The 19,020-nt window shown below is 51.4% G+C and carries 19 protein-coding genes and 1 riboswitch; of the genes, 6 read left to right on the top strand and 13 right to left on the bottom strand.

Translation table 11 applies throughout. The features are described from left to right. Positions 1-14: 14 nt before the first annotated feature. Positions 15-683 (top strand): SDR family oxidoreductase, encoded by a 669-nt coding sequence (locus ACQY6F_RS02605; protein WP_428772018.1) that lies wholly within the window; start codon positions 15-17, stop codon positions 681-683. A gap of 47 nt (positions 684-730) precedes the next feature. On the opposite strand, the gene ACQY6F_RS02610 is transcribed toward ACQY6F_RS02605, so the two are convergent. Further along, positions 731-1,180, bottom strand: coding sequence for a low molecular weight protein-tyrosine-phosphatase (locus ACQY6F_RS02610; protein ID WP_428772112.1), 450 nt, complete (start codon positions 1,178-1,180; stop codon positions 731-733). 208 nt (positions 1,181-1,388) lie between these two features. Between ACQY6F_RS02610 and cobO the strand changes: the two genes are divergently transcribed. Beyond that, positions 1,389-1,994, top strand: a complete 606-nt coding sequence (cobO, locus tag ACQY6F_RS02615) for a cob(I)yrinic acid a,c-diamide adenosyltransferase (RefSeq protein WP_428772019.1) — start codon at positions 1,389-1,391, stop codon at positions 1,992-1,994. Positions 1,995-2,053: 59 nt separating this feature from the next. Here the strand turns inward: cobO and ACQY6F_RS02620 are convergent, their stop codons facing one another. The 3 genes from ACQY6F_RS02620 to apbC form a co-directional block, all read right to left on the bottom strand. Beyond that, a complete protein-coding gene (locus tag ACQY6F_RS02620; RefSeq protein ID WP_428772020.1) occupies positions 2,054-4,174 on the bottom strand; it encodes an AsmA family protein in 2,121 nt (706 codons plus the stop codon). Positions 4,175-4,299: 125 nt separating this feature from the next. Then, the gene (udk, locus tag ACQY6F_RS02625) at positions 4,300-4,941 is read right to left on the bottom strand and encodes a uridine kinase (protein WP_428772021.1); all 642 of its coding nucleotides are present in this window, start codon (positions 4,939-4,941) and stop codon (positions 4,300-4,302) included. Positions 4,942-5,096: 155 nt separating this feature from the next. Further along, positions 5,097-6,173, bottom strand: a complete 1,077-nt coding sequence (gene apbC, locus ACQY6F_RS02630) for an iron-sulfur cluster carrier protein ApbC (RefSeq protein WP_428772022.1) — start codon at positions 6,171-6,173, stop codon at positions 5,097-5,099. Positions 6,174-6,332: 159 nt separating this feature from the next. On the opposite strand from apbC, the gene metG reads away from it, so the two are divergent. Further along, positions 6,333-8,384 (top strand): methionine--tRNA ligase, encoded by a 2,052-nt coding sequence (gene metG / locus ACQY6F_RS02635; protein WP_428772023.1) that lies wholly within the window; start codon positions 6,333-6,335, stop codon positions 8,382-8,384. 201 nt (positions 8,385-8,585) lie between these two features. Beyond that, on the top strand, positions 8,586-9,392 hold the full coding sequence (locus ACQY6F_RS02640) for a hypothetical protein (protein ID WP_428772024.1): 807 nt from the start codon (positions 8,586-8,588) through the stop codon (positions 9,390-9,392). Positions 9,393-9,481: 89 nt separating this feature from the next. Here ACQY6F_RS02640 and ACQY6F_RS02645 read toward each other — a convergent pair whose 3' ends face one another. Beyond that, entirely contained in the window at positions 9,482-9,967 is a 486-nt protein-coding gene (locus tag ACQY6F_RS02645; RefSeq protein WP_428772025.1) for a MarR family winged helix-turn-helix transcriptional regulator, read from the bottom strand. A gap of 115 nt (positions 9,968-10,082) precedes the next feature. Here ACQY6F_RS02645 and ACQY6F_RS02650 point away from each other — a divergent pair, with 115 nt between their 5' ends. Continuing rightward, complete coding sequence (locus tag ACQY6F_RS02650; protein ID WP_428772026.1) at positions 10,083-10,979, top strand: EamA family transporter; 897 nt, start codon at positions 10,083-10,085, stop codon at positions 10,977-10,979. Positions 10,980-11,038: 59 nt separating this feature from the next. On the opposite strand, the gene udp is transcribed toward ACQY6F_RS02650, so the two are convergent. The 8 genes from udp to moaA form a co-directional block, all read right to left on the bottom strand. Next, the gene (gene udp, locus ACQY6F_RS02655; RefSeq protein ID WP_428772027.1) at positions 11,039-11,797 is read right to left on the bottom strand and encodes a uridine phosphorylase; all 759 of its coding nucleotides are present in this window, start codon (positions 11,795-11,797) and stop codon (positions 11,039-11,041) included. A gap of 186 nt (positions 11,798-11,983) precedes the next feature. Next, positions 11,984-14,332 (bottom strand): zinc/cadmium/mercury/lead-transporting ATPase, encoded by a 2,349-nt coding sequence (locus ACQY6F_RS02660; RefSeq protein WP_428772028.1) that lies wholly within the window; start codon positions 14,330-14,332, stop codon positions 11,984-11,986. A gap of 178 nt (positions 14,333-14,510) precedes the next feature. Continuing rightward, positions 14,511-14,927 carry a CBS domain-containing protein gene (locus ACQY6F_RS02665; protein ID WP_428772029.1) on the bottom strand — a complete coding sequence of 139 codons (417 nt, stop codon included), beginning with the start codon at positions 14,925-14,927 and terminating at the stop codon, positions 14,511-14,513. A gap of 147 nt (positions 14,928-15,074) precedes the next feature. After that, positions 15,075-15,533, bottom strand: a complete 459-nt coding sequence (gene moaE, locus ACQY6F_RS02670; RefSeq protein ID WP_428772030.1) for a molybdopterin synthase catalytic subunit MoaE — start codon at positions 15,531-15,533, stop codon at positions 15,075-15,077. A gap of 1 nt (position 15,534) precedes the next feature. Beyond that, a complete protein-coding gene (gene moaD, locus ACQY6F_RS02675; protein ID WP_428772031.1) occupies positions 15,535-15,780 on the bottom strand; it encodes a molybdopterin synthase sulfur carrier subunit in 246 nt (81 codons plus the stop codon). Then, on the bottom strand, positions 15,777-16,256 hold the full coding sequence (gene moaC, locus ACQY6F_RS02680) for a cyclic pyranopterin monophosphate synthase MoaC (RefSeq protein ID WP_428772032.1): 480 nt from the start codon (positions 16,254-16,256) through the stop codon (positions 15,777-15,779). The genes moaD and moaC overlap by 4 nt, the downstream gene beginning before the upstream one ends. 10 nt (positions 16,257-16,266) lie before the next feature. Next, the gene (gene moaB / locus ACQY6F_RS02685) at positions 16,267-16,779 is read right to left on the bottom strand and encodes a molybdenum cofactor biosynthesis protein B (protein ID WP_428772033.1); all 513 of its coding nucleotides are present in this window, start codon (positions 16,777-16,779) and stop codon (positions 16,267-16,269) included. A gap of 68 nt (positions 16,780-16,847) precedes the next feature. Continuing rightward, the gene (moaA, locus tag ACQY6F_RS02690; RefSeq protein WP_428772034.1) at positions 16,848-17,837 is read right to left on the bottom strand and encodes a GTP 3',8-cyclase MoaA; all 990 of its coding nucleotides are present in this window, start codon (positions 17,835-17,837) and stop codon (positions 16,848-16,850) included. Further along, a riboswitch (molybdenum cofactor riboswitch) is annotated at positions 17,826-17,963 on the bottom strand. It overlaps the preceding gene by 12 nt. 165 nt (positions 17,964-18,128) lie before the next feature. Here moaA and ACQY6F_RS02695 point away from each other — a divergent pair. Beyond that, entirely contained in the window at positions 18,129-19,019 is an 891-nt protein-coding gene (locus ACQY6F_RS02695) for a YvcK family protein (protein WP_428772035.1), read from the top strand. Position 19,020: the final 1 nt, after the last annotated feature.

The following is a 19,020-nucleotide window of genomic DNA, read 5'->3' on the forward strand; positions in this document are numbered from 1 at the left end:
AGTGCGAGCGCAAAATGGACATTAAAAATGCTGTAATTTTAATCACTTCTGCGGGATCTTTGCTCGGTAGTACCCAGGCAATGCACTTTGCATCCTTGGGCGCAACCGTGATTTTATGTGATCAGGAAATCCAGGCTTTGCACAACAGTTATCAGAAATGCCTCTCCATAACCGGTCGGGTACACTGCTTTCAGTTGCCGAACCGCTCGATGAATTCTATCCAGCAGATGTATGACGCCATTTATCAGCAGTGTAATACCTGCCCTGACGTGCTGGTGAATATATTGCCGACTCAACCTTTTCCACGTTTAATCAGTGACAGTTCCACCGATGTATTTAGTCAGAACCTCACTTCGATGATCTCGGCGATGTTCAGTTTTGGCCGGGCCAGCGCTGAGCGTATGCGCAAGGAAAACAAAAAAGGCGTGATTGTGAATATCATCTCCAGGGAGGGGTATGACGATCTGCTTGGCTTTGAAAGTGCCGCATCCATGGTGACCGGTTTAACCCAGAGCTGGGCAAAAGAACTGACACCATTTCATATTCGCGTTGGCGGCGTGGTTCCCAGCCTGGATGCACCAAATGGCGTTCCCCACTGGGGTGAGGTCTATCACGAACTGATTCGCAACACAGAATATATCGTCACTAACGACTACTTCAGTGGCCGGGTGATGGCGGCATAGTGGCCATCGGTCAAAAAGGTAGTTTGGCGCCTGCTGGTGTCAAACCATTACAGTTTGGCCAGTACCCTCTCGGCAGCATTTTCAATCAGATCTAAAACCAGCTCAAAACCCTCTTCGCCGCCATAATAGGGATCCGGAATTTCCAGCATACCGGAGTCGCCATGGCTCAAAAACAGCGACAATTTATGTTGTAAGTCTGCAGGACAGATCGATTGCAAATCCGCCAGGTTTTGCATATCGGCCGCCAGAATCAAGTCAAAATAGTCAAAATCCCGCCCTTCGACCTGGCGGGCCCGAATGCCTTCAAAAGAATATCCCCGCCGCTGACCCACCTGCATGGCCCGCAGATCGGGCCGGCAGCCCTGGTGGTAATCTATGGTACCGGCGGAATCAATTTCAACGGCGATCCCTAACTCGCGAGCTTTGGTTCTCAAGATGGCTTCTCCGGTCGGAGATCGGCAAATATTGCCCATGCAGACCACCAGAATTCGTTTGATTGCTTTGTTTGGTTCGCTTTGATTGGCCATACCTTGACTCCACTTTTTCCGTGCCATCTAAAAATTATACATTGGCCAACAGACAGTTACTGGATTAATTTTCAACACCGCAGTTGTCTGACCAATCAATAGCCCTGCAGATTAGCCGTATTTAACCGCGGGCTTTTTGGGTATCATGCCAGTAAATATTTCGTGATCAGGACTGACAATGACAGACAAGGAACAGGCTGAAAACCGCCACAAGGCCCGCCAGCAAAAAGTAAAACAGCAGGTAGATGCCAAAATCGCCGCAGCTCAACAAGAGAAAGGCTTACTGCTGGTTATCACCGGCAATGGTAAAGGGAAATCGACCTCAGGATTTGGCACTATTGCCCGCGCCGTCGGTCACGGCCTCAATTGCGCCGTGGCGCAGTTTATCAAAGGTACCTGGGATAACGGCGAACGGAACTTACTGGAAAAACTTGGGGTCGAGTTTCAGGTGATGGCCACTGGTTTTACCTGGGAAACGCAAAATCGCGCCGCGGACACCGAAGCCGCCCAACAGGTATGGCAACATTGCAAGCGTATGTTGCAAGACGAATCGCTGGACGTAATCCTGTTCGACGAGCTGACCTATATGGTGAGCTATGGCTATATCGATCTGGACGAGGTCGTGGAAGCGTTAGCCAACCGTCCGGCGATGCAGTCGGTGGTGATCACAGGACGTGGGGCGCATCGGCAGCTGATTGAAATGGCCGATACCGTTTCTGAAGTACGTAATGTAAAGCACGCCTTCGAGGCCGGGGTCAAAGCATTAAAAGGGGTAGACTGGTAACTGTCTGCCGCGGAAGTAAAACAGGTTGGCACTATGGCCAACCTGTTTGGTTTCAAGCGTCAGTTAAACAAGCCCTTAAGCAGGCTATCAACCGCCTCTTTGGTTTTTTCATCTTTGATCTTGTCGCCGAGCTTGTCATCGAGCTTTTTCAAACCGCGATCAATCTCTTTTTGCGCTTTCTGCTTCAGCACTTCATCAAATACCAGCCGGAACTTAGGATCGCTCCAGTTACCGGTGACATTGATTGGAATCGTCACATCACGCAGTTCATCGATATCTTTACCGCCCTGCCCCTCCAGGCTGCCGACTACGGAAGTGCTGATAGTGGCATCTACCGTCTGGCTCAGGTAATTGGCCGTTCCTTTACCGCGAACCCGCAACAAGGGTGACTGCATTTGCAGATCATCGGTCTGCAACTGACCTTTGTTGAGGTTAATGGTCGCTTTCATGGCGCTGAAATCGGTTTTTTGCACCTGCTGGGAATCATCGTAACTCTGGCCTTTGAATTTAGCGTAGTTTTCACGGATCAGCTGCGCAACATTGATACCGTTGAATGCACCATCGGCGAAATTCACCAGAATCTGACCGACCAAATTACGTTGGATCCCCGCAGGAGTCAGGCTTGAACCGTTCAGGTTGGCGCTGATCGCACCGGTGCCTTCCAGCATATCTTTACCGGCAACGTCCATCAGAAGTGGCTGAATTTTTACTCCGCTCAGTTGCTTGCTGACGGTGTAACTGGCTGGCGATTTACGTCCATCCAGCGTCGCTGTCGCTTTTACGCTGCCCTGATACAGGTTGGCGGAAAAGGCATCCAGCTTGGCAAACCCTTTGGCGATCGATACATCGGCAACCACGTTCTGCATCCGGGCATTACTGGCTTTGAACTTGTCGATGGTGACTTTACCCGCTACGTCCACCGTCTTGAGTACGCTCAGGTCCGGCTCTTGCTCCTCGGCGGGTTTGGCCGGTGAAGTCGATTGCGGCTGCTGGTCCGGCTTAGCCTCTGATTGGCCATCTTGAGCCGTATTCAGGCCGAGAAATTCATCCAGGTCGATATTCGGGCTGTGCAGAGTAAAACGTACCCGGGGGATATCCGCCAGAGTCACGTCGGCTTTGCCGTCCAGTGCGATGGCATTGGCGGTCAACGACCTGATAACCAGCGCTAACTGACTGCTGGCGAGATCAAAACTCAGGTCGGAGTCCAGTCCCAGCTCCAATGGCGATTGCGGTAATCCAGCCCCGCTGACCTGGCCTTTTAACGTCAGACCATTCAGCATCAGTTTGGATATCGCCTGATCGACCGTCAACTGACCATGGCCATTGATGTCCAGAGTCATGTCCGCCGCCTGGCCTTTTACTGCGTAACTGAACATATTGGCTTTATCGAAGGCAAAGCTGTCCAGTTCCAGGCTGGCAGAATCGATCTGGGTCGCAGGGTCGCTGAAGCTGCTGTCGAGTTTCACTTCGCGAAGGGCATAATCTTTCAGATTAGCGCTAACTGTAAACTCAGCGCTGCCTTCTGCGGCAAATCGTTGCTGGTTGTTTTCCCCTTTAGCGGCGAATTCCGCCGTGGTCCACTGGTCAAATGCAAACTCAGACACGGTCAGGCCGACATCATACAGTTTGGTCAGGGTGCCAGCCTGCTTGTCTTCGATCTGCAACAATGCATCGCTGATGGTGATACCCGCCAGGTTAATTGACCAGTCACTGCCGCTCGCTGGTTCAGATGGCGCTTGAGTCTCTTCGGCTGGCTTAGCTTCCTCGGAATCAGCCGCCTGCGGTTCAGTTCGACTCAAAGCGTCGATATTTTTGCGCCCGTCCGCTAGCGTCTCCAGGTAAATCTCCGCCCCATCAAGGCGAACATTACCGATTTCCAACTGCTGGCTCAGCAAAGGCATAACGGACACTTCTACCCCAACCTGCTCAACTTTAAACAGGTTAGGCTGACTGAAACCTGCAGGGTTTCTCAGCTCGGTGTGCCCCAGCTGTAAACCGACCGCCGGAAAAAATTGCCAGCTCAACTCGCCGTCAATCACCAGCTCTAAGCCAGTCTGAGCTTTGACCTGTTCGATGATCATTGGCTTAAACTGGTTAGGATTGACCAATAACACCAGTGCCAGCATCGCGATCAGCACCAGACCAACGGGAATTGCAACTATCAACCACAGTTTTTTCATCGCTTTGTTCCTTGCATAACTCTTCCTCCTAGTATACGCAACTCTGCGCATCCCGGAGACAAAAAAAGTGGCACATAAGGTGCCACTTCTCAAACAAAAAAGAAAGCCAGAATACTGTTAAGCTTTTAAGTTCTAAGTAATTTTGCAATGTGTGCTTTGAGAACATCAATCGCTATGCGGTTTTTACCGCCACGTGGCACTATGATGTCCGCGTACTGCTTTGACGGTTCAATAAATTGCATAAACATAGGCCGCACGGTTTCCTGATACTGTTTCAGTACCGAATCCATAGTACGGCCACGCTCTTCAACATCGCGCTTAACCCGGCGCAACAGACAAATATCCAGTGGCGTATCCATAAATACCGTCGCGTGCATTAATTCACGCAAGCGAGGTTCCGTCAGCAACAGGATACCTTCCAGAATGATGACTTTCTTTGGTGTCATGGTGTTGACGTTGCTGGTGCGGGTGTGCTCAGAGTAACTGTATTCCGGTACATCCACCGCCTGGCCCTGAGTCAGTTGCAACAAGTGTTCGCAAAGCAAATCGTGGTCGAGCGCATTCGGGTGGTCATAATTGGTTTTGACTCTTTCATCCATGCTTAGGTGGCTTTGATCTTTGTAATAGCAATCTTCCGTGATTACCCCGATTTGATGATCGCCGACTTTGGCTTTGAGCTCGCTATAAATAGTCGAGGCGATCAAACTTTTACCGGAAGCAGACGCGCCCGCGATACCGACAATGACGCATTGATTGTTATCAGACATTATGGATTCACCCGATGAATTGTGGTGGAAAAGGAAATCGGCCTGATTATAGGGAGAACAAGGGGTAGATACCAGTCACTGGGAGAGGAATTTGCCCAGAGCGGCCATTTTGGAATAACACGCTCTAAGGCAATCGTTTACATTGAATAACAGTGTTACTCAACCAGGGTGAAACTGATGGCGTCCGGTTTGGCTTGCCCCTGCCAGAACATTCGGCTGCACACTTTCTCAGCCAGTTGCAGGTAACATTGACTGTGCGGCGAGTCCGGCCGTGACACTACCGTCGGAGCGCCTCTGTCGACATCTTCCCGCATCTCAATATGCAACGGGATTTGAGCCAGTAACGCCAGACCGCTCTCTTGTGCCATGCGTCCGGCTCCACCGACACCGAAGATATGCTCTTTCTCGCCACAATGGCTGCAAATGTGGTAGCTCATATTTTCCACGATACCGATCACCGGCACGTCGACCTTATCAAACATTGCCGCACCTTTACGGGCATCTGCCAGAGCCAGGTCTTGTGGCGTGGTCACTATGATGGCGCCAGTGACCGGGATCTGCTGTGACAAGGTTAGTTGAATGTCTCCGGTACCTGGCGGCATATCGATCACCAGATAGTCCAGATCGGGCCATTCCGTTTCATTCAGCAGCTGGCTTAACGCTTTCGAGGCCATCGGTCCGCGCCATATTGCCGCATCCGCCTGGTCCACCAGGTAGCCAATCGAATGAGTAACGATGCCGTGGGCCGGGATCGGCTGCATCCATTTGTTATCGCGAATCGCCGGTTTGGCTTGCTGCTGACCCATCATCAGCGGTACAGACGGACCGTAAATATCTGCATCCAACAGCCCGACCCGGGCCCCTGAACGGGCGATAGCCAGCGCCAGATTCACCGCGGTGGTCGATTTCCCCACCCCGCCTTTGGCCGACGTAACGGCGATGATGTTTTTAACCCCATTGACTCTATGGTCAACGTGGCTTTGCAGCGATTTGACCTGGCAGTGAACCTGAACAGCAAACGGTGCCACAGATTGAGATGCGATGCCCCGCTCAATCCACGCGGTCAGTTGCTCAATAACTTCATTAGCGGCAAACGGCAGGTTTACCGTCACTTGCTGCTGGGCGTTTAAGGCGACGACGCCTGGAGTATTGGCCCAGCCTTCAATCAGGTTGGGATGGTGAAATTCGTTTAACCAATCGCTGTAATCTTGTTGTGATAATAATTGACGCATAGGCCCTCCTTGATATGCTCCATGCTATCACCGCCCATCCCTAGACAGAACCCCGAAAAAACTAAGGCTTTGCCGTTGCGGATACCTTGGAGTCATGCGGTGGATCGGGTAGTATTAGTCTCTATTTTTTATACCTATCGAGAAAAGCGAATATTAAGTATGGCAAACGATCCAAGAAAACTTCTGGTAACTTGTGCCCTTCCGTACGCGAATGGATCGATCCACCTGGGTCATATGCTTGAGCATATCCAAGCGGACATCTGGGTTCGTTACCAACGCCTGCGTGGCAATATTGTAAACTTCATCTGTGCAGACGACGCCCATGGCACCCCGATCATGCTTAAAGCGCAACAGATGGGTATTACACCAGAAGAGATGATTGCCGCCGTCAGTGAAGAACACCAGAAAGATTTCGCTGGCTTTGATATCAGCTTTGACAATTACCATAGCACTCACTCGGAAGAGAACCGCGAACTGGCGTCACATATCTACCTGCAACTGAAAAAGAATGGCTTTATCTCCAGCCGTACCATTTCTCAGCTGTATGACCCAGAAAAAGAGATGTTCCTGCCGGATCGCTTTGTGAAAGGCACCTGTCCGAAATGTAAATCCGAAGATCAGTACGGCGATAACTGCGATGCCTGTGGCGAAACGTACAGCCCGACAGAGCTGATCAACCCGAAATCGGCCGTTTCCGGTGCCACACCGGTAATGAAAGATTCAGAACACTTTTTCTTTGACCTGCCGCAGTTTGAAAGCATGCTGAAAGAGTGGACCCGCTCTGGCTCGCTGCAGTCTGAAACCGCAAACAAAATGCAGGAATGGTTTGAATCCGGCCTGCAACAGTGGGACATCTCCCGCGATGCGCCGTACTTCGGTTTTGAAATCCCAGGCGAAAAAGACAAGTTCTTCTACGTCTGGCTGGATGCGCCGATCGGTTACATGGGCTCATTTAAGAACCTGTGCAGCAAGCGTGATGACCTGGATTTTGACGAGTACTGGCAGCAGGACAGCAGCGCCGAGCTGTACCACTTTATCGGCAAAGACATTGTCTACTTCCACAGCCTGTTCTGGCCTGCCATGCTGGATGGCGCCGGTTACCGCAAGCCAAACAACGTTTTTGTCCATGGTTACGTCACCGTCAACGGTGCCAAGATGTCTAAGTCTAAAGGGACTTTCGTTAAAGCAAGTACTTACTTGAATCACCTGGATCCAGAATGCCTGCGTTACTACTACGCTGCCAAGCTGAACAGCCGAATTGATGACCTGGACCTGAATCTGGAAGACTTTACCCAGCGTGTTAACGCTGATGTGGTGAATAAAATCGTCAACCTGGCATCACGTAATGCTGGCTTTATCAGTAAACGTTTTGACGGCCAACTGGCACAAAACTGTGTAGAGCCAGTGCTGTATGCAGAATTTGCGGCGGCCGCAGAGCGGATTGCCGAGCTGTACGAATCCCGTGAGTTTGGCCGTGCCATTCGTGAAATTACCGCACTGGCCGACAAAGCCAACCAGTATGTGGATGAAAAAGCGCCTTGGGTAGTGGCCAAGCAGGAAGGCAAAGATCAGGAGCTGCAGGATATCTGTTCTGTCGGTATCAACCTGTTCCGCGTGCTGATGACCTACCTGAAGCCTGTTATGCCGGCGCTGGCTGCCCGCTCAGAAGCGTTCCTGAACCAGGAACTGACCTGGGACGGCGTTGCTGCGCCACTAACCGGCCATGAAGTCACTAAGTTTAAAGCGCTGTTTAACCGTATCGATCCTAAGCACGTCGAAGCCATGGTAGAAGCGTCTAAAGAAGAAGCGGCAGCGGAAAAAGCAGCCAGTGAACAAGCGCAGGCAGCGGCGACCGAAACCGAGCTGAGCAAAGATCCAATCGCGGATGAAATCGAATTCGACGATTTCGCCAAAGTCGATCTGCGCATTGCCAAGATCGTATCATGTGAAGAAGTTCCGAAAGCGAACAAGCTACTGAAATTCCAGTTGGATATCGGTGGTGAAATGCGTCAGGTCTTCTCTGGTATTAAAGCCGCTTACAAACCGGAAGATCTGGTTGGTAAATACACTGTTGTAGTGGCCAACCTTAAACCGCGTAAAATGAAATTCGGCATGTCGGAAGGCATGATCCTGGCCGCCGGCCCCGGCGGCAGCGAATTGTGGATCCTGGAACCTCATGAAGGTGCCCAGCCGGGTATGCGGGTAATGTAAATTCCGCTTTCACCTCACTCAATCCCCGCCTTAACGCGGGGATTTTTATTTGAACCACATCACAATTTTGGGTCAATTTGCACCACTACAATGCAATGGCTCAGCAGCAAACCTCCTATATTATTGATTTATAAGTAAATTTAAATCTGGCATTTAAACTGCTAACTCTAAAGTAGTAATACTAATAACAAGGAGTTGGTTATGTTCGTTTTTGTCTCAATGTTAATTTCTATCGGCATACTGGCAGCAATGCTGTTCTTTTCTCGTCAGAAGCAGACCGGCCTGCAGCGCAAATATGAACTGTTGGTAGATTTAAGAAAGCTACTCAATCTTTGTCGACAACATCGCAGCGCCACTCATTATGCTCTCACCAGTCAGTACGATCCGAAATCGGAACTGGTGCGAATAGAAGACCAGTTGATCGAACAGAGTAACCACTTGGTGGCGACCGCCCAGTTTGAAAACCGGCCCATGTATCGCATCTTGCAACTGAAGCTGAAGGAACTCAGCAAAGATTGGCGAGACAGAACCGTCGCCCGCAACCAAATGATGCACGGTAAGGTGATTCGCCAGTGCATGTTTCTGATGGATGAAATTGCTCTGGCCTGGTTGGTGGAATCCGGACGCGAAGACCTAAGCGATGAGTACCACACCAACTGGCAGCAAGTGATCGACGCCATGGAAGCGCTGACTCAATTGCGTATCGCAATTCAGGATCTGGACAACGATGAGGGCCGGCTACGTCTCAACTACTACTGTGATCGTATGCGTCGCAAGCTAAACCAGCTGGCGCTGATCAGCCCACTGTCGATCGCGTCACCAACCTGTTCAAAAGCAATGCATGTCCTGAGCGAAATGCACGACAACAGTCACATGGACATCAGCTCCGAGGAAATGTACCGGGTCAGTAGCGATATCTCGCTGTCCATCTGCCAGGTGTACGACCAGGTTCTGTCGGACATTACCGAGTCACTCTATCTGCCTTTGCCAAAGATGGCACTGGTATAGCCCGCAATCAATAAAAAAGGCCATCATCCGATGGCCCTTATTATCGAATAATTCCGTCATTTTGACCCACCACATTGCCAAGATTAGCGCTATCCTTCCACTTGACCAGACAGCTGCTGCAACAGACTCGCCAGCGCCTCTCTTTGCCGGGCGGGAAAATCAGCCAGAATTCGCTCCATATTGGCCACATGACTCTCTAAGGCAGCGTCGATAAGTTGCAGACCTTGCTCGGTTAACTGCACCCGGCAGCTACGTCTGTCGCCTTCGCCAGCCAGGCGCTCAATTAACCCTCTTTGCACCAACTGCTCTAACCGGGTACTCATTGCGCCACTGGATAACAACAACGCCTGATACAGTTCAGTCGGTGTCTGTGGGTTACCGCTTCGGCGCAGCGTCGCCAGAATATCAAACTCGACGGCGCTCAGTTGATGAGCCTTAAAAACCTCGGCAAGTTGCTTGTTGAGCAAGCTCGACAAACGGTTGATCCGGCCGATAATGGCCATTGATGAGCAGTCCAAATCCGGCCGTTGCTGCTGCCACTGCTGCAATATAACGTCGACGTGATCAGTTGCCATAACACCTCCTAATTTACCTTTTAAAAAAGATACTTGATCAAAAGACTTAATACCATTATTTTATAAAAAGTATCTTTTTATAAAGTTACTTAAACTTAAGATAATGGAGGTAAATATGGCTAATCAAACCGGTATTCCCCTTTTGCTGACCACCGCCCTGGCACCGCTGGTCTGGGGCAGTACCTATCTGGTCAGTACCCAGTTGCTGCCAGACACACACGCCCTGTTTGCCGCGATGGTCCGGGCCTTGCCTGCCGGAGTGATCCTGCTATTAATTACTCGCAATCGTCCGCAGGGCCAATGGTGGCTGAAACTGACTGTGCTGGCCACCCTGAATATCGGGCTGTTTTTCTACTGCCTGTTTAGTGCCGCATATTTGCTGCCCGGCGGTATGGCGGCACTACTGATGTCAGGACAGCCTCTGCTGGTGCTGGTATTAAGCCGACTGCTGTTTGCTACCCGTTTTACCCGCCGCTACACATTGGCACTACTACTTGGCGTGTTGGGGATGGCGATGCTGGTGCTGAACGACGATGCCGCGCTCAATGGTGAAGGCGTACTAATTGGTTTGCTTGGCACCTTTAGCATGGCGACCGGACTGGTACTGACCAAGTATTGGGGAAGGCCTGACAATATGTCACTGCTGGGCTTTACCGGCTGGCAGCTGACTCTGGGAGGGCTGTTACTGTTACCGCTAGTCTGGCAAATGAATTTATGGCCAAGTTCATTTACTGTCCGCGATGCGCTCGGTTATGGCCACCTCTGTTTTGTCGCCAGCCTGTTCGGTTATCTGATCTGGTTTCGCGGCATTGAACGGTTACCCGCCGTCACGATATCGTTCCTCGGTTTTCTCAGCAGTGTCTCCGCCTGCCTGCTCGGTTATCTGGTGTTAGGCGAGCAACTGTCGTTACTGCAGTTTGCAGGTGGGGCGACCATCTTAGTGGCTATCTATCTCAGCGTCAGCCAATCCAGCGCTAAGCAGTCGGCCAAGCTGGCAACTGAAAACCCATGACGACGAAAAGAGAACAGGCCACCATGAGTGGTGGCCTGTTGATTCGCGAAGCAAATAAATTACAGCAATTTACGCGCGGCATTGACCACGATTTGAATTGAGCGGCTTTCCGCCTGCTTCAGGGTATCATGATCAGGTATTTCTACCTGAGTACGGTTAACGATAACCCCGGCCACACAGCCGGCGCGCAGGCCGGAGCTGGCACACATGGTCAGTAGCGTAGCCGACTCCATCTCGTAGTTCAGCACGCCCATCGACTGCCACTCTTCCATAGAGCCCTGGAAGCGTTTCACCACTCGGCCGGTATAGGTATCGTAGCGCTCCTGACCCGGATAGAAGGTATCGCTCGACGCAGTAATCCCCATATGTACCGCACTGCCACTCTCTTCTACCGCCTGTTTCATTGCGGTGGCGACGTCAAAATCGGCCACAGCCGGAAATTCCATCGGTGCAAAGTGGCTGCTGGCCCCATCCAGGCGCACCGAACCGGTTGTAACGATCATATCGCCAACCTGAACGTGGGGTTGAATCGCACCAGTAGTCCCGACGCGAAGAAACGTTCTTACGCCTAGCTGCGCCAGTTCTTCGACTGCAATTGAGGTTGAAGGACCGCCGATACCCGTCGAGCAGACCACCACCGGCTTACCATCTAACTCTGCGCGGTACAACGTGTATTCACGGTGACTGGCCAGAAATACTGGGTTATCCATCAGTTCGGCAATTTTCTGCACACGAGCAGGATCGCCAGGAATAATCGCCAGTGTGGCACCGTTTAGGTCAGCTTGGTCAACACCAAGGTGGAAAACCGCTTGAGACATAAGAAGCTCCTTGTTTGGAATAGGTGGTCAATTGCATCAATCGACTGGAATTGCTGTAACTCTAGCCAACTCCCCCTACACATATAGTGATAACCGTCACATCAAAATGAATAGCAAACACATTACTTACATAGAAAATCGTTTGGCATCACATTTAATTGCGACAATAATGCAACAACATGCCCATCACTGGTCACGACCACCAACTTGCAGTGATGGAAGTTTCGACTTGAACTTAAGCAATCGCAGTGCATTCAGCGTCACCAGAGCGGTGGCGCCACTATCAGCTAATACCGCGACCCATAAACCGGTGATGCCAAACAGGCTGGTGACCAGAAAAACCCCTTTCAACCCTAACGCCAGGGTAATATTTTGCCTGATATTCTGTAAGGTGGCCCGGGAAAGCTCAATCATCCCCGCCAGCTCCAGCAAACGGTTATGCGTAATCGCCGCATCGGCGGTTTCCAACGCGACGTCGGTTCCGCCGCCCATCGCAATACCGACCCCCGCCGCTTTCATCGCCGGCGCATCATTGATACCGTCCCCAACCATAGCGACATGGCACTGCTGCGACATTTGCTCAATATGGGCCACTTTGTCTTCTGGCAGCAGATTCGCTTCAAAATCGATACCTATGCTCAGGCCGATATGTTCAGCACTGCGAGGATTATCACCGGTGAGCATCAGTGCCTGAATACCCAGGTAATCCAAGGCCTGGATAGCGTGCCTGGCATCCTCTCTTACGGTATCCTGCCAGGCGATCAGGCCCATGAGCTGGTCTCGGCGGCGCGTCGCCACGACCACCGTCTTACCCTCCCGTTCTAGCTGGGTTACCTGTTGCGCCAGTTGTTCTGGCATCGGGATGGCCAGCTTTGATGGTGCGATGGCCTGATATAAGCAACCATTGATCTCGCCTTCAACACCACTGCCGATCAGCGCCCGCTTATTGTCAGCTTCCGCCAAACTAAGCTGCTGCTGCGCAGCCCTGTCCACCAGTGAAACGGCCAAAGGATGGCTGGAGCCGACTTCAATCGCAGCAATAGACGCCAGTATTTCATCACGACTAAACTCACCGTGGCCAATAATGTCGGTCACCCCAGGTTTACCCAGCGTGAGCGTGCCGGTCTTATCGAACGCCATCAGTTCAACTTTACCCAGCCGCTCCAGAGCCGCGCCACCTTTGATCAGCGCCCCGCGTCTGGCCGCAGCGGCCAGGCCGGAAGTAATCGCCGCCGGGGTGGAAATCACCAGGGCGCACGGACAAGCGATCAACAACAGAGCCAGTCCGCGATAGATCCAGGTTTGCCACTCTTGGCCGAACATCAGCGGTGGCAGAATAATCACCAACAGCGCCAGCAGCATCATCGTGGGGGTATACCAGCGGCTGAACTGATCGAGGAATCGCTCCAGCGGGGCTTTCCGCGCTTCGGCCTGTTCGATCAGGTGCAGTATTCGGTCAATTGCGTTCTGGCCTTGTTTCGAAGTCACTTTCAGCCTGACAACCCGGTCAACTACGACGGCTCCGGCCATAACCGCTTCACCAGCCAAACGCTCGACCGGTAACGGTTCTCCCGTCAGTGCGCTTTCATCCAGACTGGTCGCGTCCTCAAGCAGACCGTCAGCGGGCAACCGACCACCAGGCGAGATTTCAATCAGGTCTCCCGGCACCAGATCGCTGGCCGGGACGGTGATTCGAATGCCATCAACCAGTTTGACGGCATTTTCCGGCACCAGCTTCATCAGACTCTGCACACCACTACGGGCCCGGGATGCCGCATAGGCTTCCAGTCGCTCGCCAATCAAAAACAGCAGCAGCACCATGGTCGCTTCCACGGTTTCGCCCAGATACAAGGCACCGAGAGCTGCGACACTCATCAGAGTTTCAATCGAAAACGGGCTGCCGGTACGTGCCAGGGTGACCGCTTTTTTCACAATCGGCAATAAGCCACTAATACAGGTAAGGAAAAACAGCCCGCGGCCAATTTGCGGGTAAAACGGTTGAATCGATGCGGCCACGACAATCGCCAGCGAAATCAGCACCACTTGCAGATTGTTCGACAACCATAAGCGCCAGGCAGACAATTCCGGTTGGTCGGACGGCAATTCATAACTGTCGTGCCCCTCAGCGCGGCGAAAACGAAAACCCGCCCGAGTGACGGCCTGTTCCACCTGTTCTATCAGGTGGGCGGAACCGGTCTCCACCAATAACTTCTCGGTGGCAAAAGTGACCTTAACCTGCTCGATACCGTCGAGCTGCTTAACCGCCGTTTCGATTTTGCGCGCGCAGGACGGACAGTCCATCCCTTCAATGTACCAACTGAACTGCGTATTCGAGTCGCTGAATCCGGACGAACCGGATTCGTCGTCTTCGCCAACGGAATCGCTACCGCTAGCCGCTGAACATTGATCTGAATGTCCGGAACTGACTCTATCTACAGCGACAGTGCCGCTTGCCAGATTATCGGCGCAGCAGCTCTGTTGCTTTCCTTGCACAGAGGTGTGTTTTGACTGACAGGCTTTATGTTTGGTGCACATAGGCTTTCCTCTTGTAGTGAATACGGTAAGGATAAACCTTGGAGTCTACTTCAGGGTCAAGCAGAAATTGCACAATGGATGAGAAAAAATGGCTGCCACGAAAGAGCAACAAAAAAGCGCCGGGCGGCGCCTTTTCCTTGATGACATTCAGTCTGAACAATTTATGTAACAGGGAGAATCAAACCGGATGACGCAAATTGGACATCAGCGTTTTGCCAATCGCTTTCAGTACATCCCGACGGGTAATAATACCTACCAGTTTGCCTTCATCGATTACCGGATACACTTTCGGCCGGCCAACTTTCATCATTTCAGCCAACTCAATGATGCTGGTTTCAGGCGACACCGACAGCACTTCTTTGTGCATACATTCTCTAACCAGATTGGTGTCCTGGCTGAAATAGCTGGCCTTGACCAGTTTATCCAACAAATCCTGTTCGGATAAGAAACCGATAACTTCTTCTTGTTCGTTAATGACCGGGCCACCGAGATGAACAGACCGAATGACTTTTTCCAAAGCGGCACTTAACGACATATCCGGTTTAAACGTCACGGCCTGCAAGGTCATATAATCTTTGACTTTTAGAGATTCCATATCCCGCTCCTTAATGCAACTCCTACTGCCTACTAGATAATTGTCGTCTAATTTCTTGTTTTTACTAAATGGAATCGAACAATTTTTGTAATTGGCGCATCCTATCACGGCTGGATCTGCAGTCAGTTGCAATCAGAACGATCGACGCTATCCTTTAGACCAGCGCTCAGCCGCCTGATGATCTGATTGGCGCGACTCAACCCACCGTGTCTGTTCACCGGTGCGTTCTTTTTTCCAGAACGGAGCTCGGGTCTTCAGGTAATCCATGATAAATTCGCAGGCGGCAAAAGCCGCATCACGATGGGCACTGGTAACACCGACAAACACGATCTGATCACCAATATCGAGGTCACCGATACGGTGAATAACCCGAACTTTCTGTAATGGCCAGCGTTGCTCAGCCTGATCGCAGATCTGCCCCAGTGATTTTTCAGTCATACCCGGGTAGTGTTCAAGCGACAATCCGGTCACGTTATCCCCCAGATTCATGTCTCTTACCTTGCCGACGAAAGTCACCACCGCGCCAGCCGCCGTGCCTTCTGACAACATCTGGTATTCATCGGCCAGGCTGAAATCCTGCCGCTGAACCGATACACGCATCGTCATATCAGCCTCCGGTTACCGGTGGGAAAAACGCCACTTCATCGCCGTCTTGAACCGGATGAGTCAAGGGTACAATCGCTTGATTCACTGCAGCCAGCAACTTACCCGGTTCCAGAGCCAGGTCCCACTTACCTGGCTGCTCGGCCAAGTGTTGGCGAACGGCCTCGACCGAAGTAAAAGATTGTTCCAGGGTCAGCTGATCGGTGCCGACCAGTTCCCGGGTCTGAGCAAAAAACAAAACTGTAATCATGACTCCGCCTTAAAATGACCCGATTTGCCGCCGGACTTTTCCAACAGACGTACCGGGCCTATTACCATGTCTTTCTGTACTGCTTTACACATGTCATAGATGGTCAGTGCCGCCACTGAAGCGGCCGTGAGCGCTTCCATTTCCACGCCGGTTTTCCCCGCCAGCTTACACACTGATTCAATCCGTACCTGATTCTGCTCCGGTAACGCCTCCAGCTGCACTTCCACTTTCGACAGCAAAAGAGGATGGCAGAGCGGGATCAGGTCCCAGGTTTTTTTGGCCGCCTGAATACCGGCGATACGGGCAGTGGCAAACACATCTCCCTTGTGGTGCTGACCAGAGATGATCAGCTCCAGGGTAGATTCCGCCATAGTGACGAACGCTTCCGCGCGAGCTTCACGCACCGTATCGGCTTTAGCAGACACATCCACCATGTTCGCCTCGCCAGAAGCATTGATGTGGGTAAGTTCACTCATCGCGCTGCCCTTATACTGCCAGGTGAGGCATAAAGTTACATGGGCGGTGGCTGGCATCCAGTTGCTGGCGAATAATTTTAGTCCAGCCGGTACGACAGGCACCGGTTGATCCCGGCATAGCAAAGATCACGGTATGATTGGCAAACCCGGCAACCGCACGTGACTGAATGGTTGAAGTACCGATCTCTTCATAAGAGACCATCCGGAACAGCTCACCAAACCCTTCGACTTCTTTATCAAACAGCGGCAATAGTGCTTCTGGTGTACTATCACGAGAAGTAAAACCTGTGCCTCCTGTGATCAGGACCGCCTGAACGTTTTCATCGGCAATCCACTGCGACACAATGGCGCGAATCTTATACTTATCGTCAATGACGATCTGCTTATCAACCACATTGTGGCCCGCATCAATGGCGCCTTCAGCCAGAAATCGTCCCGAGGTGTCATTCTCCTCGGTTCGGGTATCTGAAACGGTTAGTACTGCGATATTAGCGGGTTGGAATTTGCTTTCTGCGTGACCCATTAGTCCACCTACCTTGAATAATACGGATGTAATCACCGGACTTTGCCGGTGAGCTTGAATAAATTGAATTAGCCGCCGATTGACGCCAGATGTGGCGTAGCGCCTGGATTACCATCATGCAGGAAATGGCTGACCGACTTCGTTTGCAACTGCGCCTGAATACGCTCAATCAGAGCATCGTGCTGCTGATCCTGTTGCAGCAGGTCGCGCAGTTCCACGCCATGCTCGCCGAATAGGCAAAGATGCAGCTTGCCGGTTGAGGAGACCCGCAGTCGGTTGCAGCTCTTACAGAAATCTTTCTCATAAGGCATGATCAAACCGATTTCGCCCTGATATTCGGCATGCACAAATACCTGAGCGGGACCATCGTTGTTGGCGCGCGCTTTGAGTACCCAGCCGTTGGCGATCAGTTGATTGCGGATGGCCACTCCGGAAACATGGTGGCGATTGAATAGGTCATCCATTTCGCCGGTCTGCATCAGCTCGATAAAACGCAGTTGTATCGGACGATGTTTGATCCAATCGAGAAACGCAGGAAGCTGTTGGTGATTGAGGTCTTTCATCAATACTACGTTGACTTTGATCTGTTCGTAGCCGACTTCGAAAGCACGGTCAATGCCCTCCATCACCTGATGAAATTTGTTTTCACCGGTAATCTGGTGAAACAGCCGGGGATCCAAACTGTCCACGCTGACATTGATGTGGGTTAATCCTGCTTGCCGCCAGTCTTCAACCTGCTTTGCCATCCGGTAACCGTTAGTGGTCATGGCCACTTTATCGATCCCTTCGCAGGATGAAACCGTGTGTATGATGTCGGTGAAATCTTTTCTCAGGCTTGGCTCACCACCGGTGATGCGCACCTTGCTGGTGCCGCAATCAGCAAAAGCAGTCACGACACGCTTGATTTCTGCAACCGATAAAAAGGATGAATTTTTCTGTCCCGAAGGCTTATAGCCATCAGGCAGACAATATGTACATTTGAAATTACAGACATCTGTCACCGACAGACGTAAGTAATAGAATTTACGATGAAATCTATCTTCGAATTGTTGCGCCACGGAACACCTTTCCAAATACGGGAGGCCAAACCATTTCCAGTCAGACCTTCGTGACCAAATGTCACTGGCTTACCAAGCATATCTATTAGAAGACTTAGCTTAATAAACTCGGAGTTATGGCAACTGTTAGTAACAGTAGCTGCTTGGTAAAATACTTAATAACAGTGAGGGTTTCCAGCGCCAAAATCAAAAAAACTATGCTGGTGCTCAAAAATACCCATTATTGAGTAACTCAATCTGTTTGATATCCATTAAAGTGTAGCTGCAAATTAACCAAACACGAATCACATCATGAGTCTTTACCATAACAAGAAAGTGGTCGCGATCGGCGGAGGCCACGGGCTGGGACGTATGCTCGCCGCCCTGAAAGATTTCGGAAACAACGCTACCGGCATCGTTACGACAACCGACAACGGAGGCTCAACCGGGCGTATTCGACATTGTCAGGGTGGCATCGCCTGGGGTGACACGCGCAACTGCATCAATCAGTTGATCACCTCCCCTTCGATCAGCTCAATGATGTTCGAATATCGTTTTAAAGGCGCCGGCGAGCTAAACGGCCATAATTTAGGCAACCTGATGCTCACCGCTCTGGATAATCTGTCAGTGCGCCCTCTGGACGCGATTAACCTAATTCGCAATATGTTAAAAGTCGACGTAAACATCGTACCGATGACAGAACACCCGTCAGATTTAACCGCCCTGTCAGTTAATGGCAATTGGGTAACCGGCGAAACCAGCGTCGATGAAATGGAAGAAGATCTGCGCCGACTGGATTTGTCACCGGAAGTGCCGGCCACTCGTGAAGCGGTAATGGCCGTAGAACAAGCCGACTGCATTATTCTGGGACCTGGCAGCTTTTTGACCAGTATCATGCCGCCGTTACTGCTGCCAGAGTTGGCCCAGGCGATTGCCAACAACCGCAAGGCTAAGTTGATATTTGTCGAAAACTTGTCGCCAGAATATGGCCCTGCCGGACGCATGTCGCTGCAAACTAAGCTGGAATGGTGTGAACGCGCCTGTCAGGCGCGTCGTATTGATGTGCTGCTGGGAGATAAACCTCATCCAGACCTGGCGGAACACTGGCGCTGTGTGACAACGGAACTGGCCTCACCCAATCGCGACTGGCGCCATGACCGACTCAAGTTAACTCAGGCGATAGAAGAGCTAATCTCGGAGTAAC

It is taken from the genome of Vibrio sp. (assembly GCF_050299255.1).
Lineage (GTDB): Bacteria > Pseudomonadota > Gammaproteobacteria > Enterobacterales > Vibrionaceae > Vibrio.

Bases quoted from the DNA above. Each gene is read 5' to 3' on its own strand.
- moaC (WP_428772032.1), bottom strand. From the start codon at position 16,256: ATGAGTGAACTTACCCACATCAATGCTTCTGGCGAGGCGAACATGGTG.
- udk (WP_428772021.1), bottom strand. From the start codon at position 4,941: ATGTCTGATAACAATCAATGCGTCATTGTCGGTATCGCGGGCGCGTCT.
- ACQY6F_RS02665 (WP_428772029.1), bottom strand. From the start codon at position 14,927: ATGGAATCTCTAAAAGTCAAAGATTATATGACCTTGCAGGCCGTGACG.
- metG (WP_428772023.1), top strand. From the start codon at position 6,333: ATGGCAAACGATCCAAGAAAACTTCTGGTAACTTGTGCCCTTCCGTAC.
- ACQY6F_RS02605 (WP_428772018.1), top strand. From the start codon at position 15: ATGGACATTAAAAATGCTGTAATTTTAATCACTTCTGCGGGATCTTTG.
- moaD (WP_428772031.1), bottom strand. From the start codon at position 15,780: ATGATTACAGTTTTGTTTTTTGCTCAGACCCGGGAACTGGTCGGCACC.
- apbC (WP_428772022.1), bottom strand. From the start codon at position 6,173: ATGCGTCAATTATTATCACAACAAGATTACAGCGATTGGTTAAACGAA.
- ACQY6F_RS02660 (WP_428772028.1), bottom strand. From the start codon at position 14,332: ATGTGCACCAAACATAAAGCCTGTCAGTCAAAACACACCTCTGTGCAA.
- ACQY6F_RS02695 (WP_428772035.1), top strand. From the start codon at position 18,129: ATGAGTCTTTACCATAACAAGAAAGTGGTCGCGATCGGCGGAGGCCAC.
- ACQY6F_RS02645 (WP_428772025.1), bottom strand. From the start codon at position 9,967: ATGGCAACTGATCACGTCGACGTTATATTGCAGCAGTGGCAGCAGCAA.
- udp (WP_428772027.1), bottom strand. From the start codon at position 11,797: ATGTCTCAAGCGGTTTTCCACCTTGGTGTTGACCAAGCTGACCTAAAC.
- cobO (WP_428772019.1), top strand. From the start codon at position 1,389: ATGACAGACAAGGAACAGGCTGAAAACCGCCACAAGGCCCGCCAGCAA.
- moaB (WP_428772033.1), bottom strand. From the start codon at position 16,779: ATGGGTCACGCAGAAAGCAAATTCCAACCCGCTAATATCGCAGTACTA.
- ACQY6F_RS02640 (WP_428772024.1), top strand. From the start codon at position 8,586: ATGTTCGTTTTTGTCTCAATGTTAATTTCTATCGGCATACTGGCAGCA.
- moaE (WP_428772030.1), bottom strand. From the start codon at position 15,533: ATGACGATGCGTGTATCGGTTCAGCGGCAGGATTTCAGCCTGGCCGAT.
- ACQY6F_RS02650 (WP_428772026.1), top strand. From the start codon at position 10,083: ATGGCTAATCAAACCGGTATTCCCCTTTTGCTGACCACCGCCCTGGCA.
- ACQY6F_RS02620 (WP_428772020.1), bottom strand. From the start codon at position 4,174: ATGAAAAAACTGTGGTTGATAGTTGCAATTCCCGTTGGTCTGGTGCTG.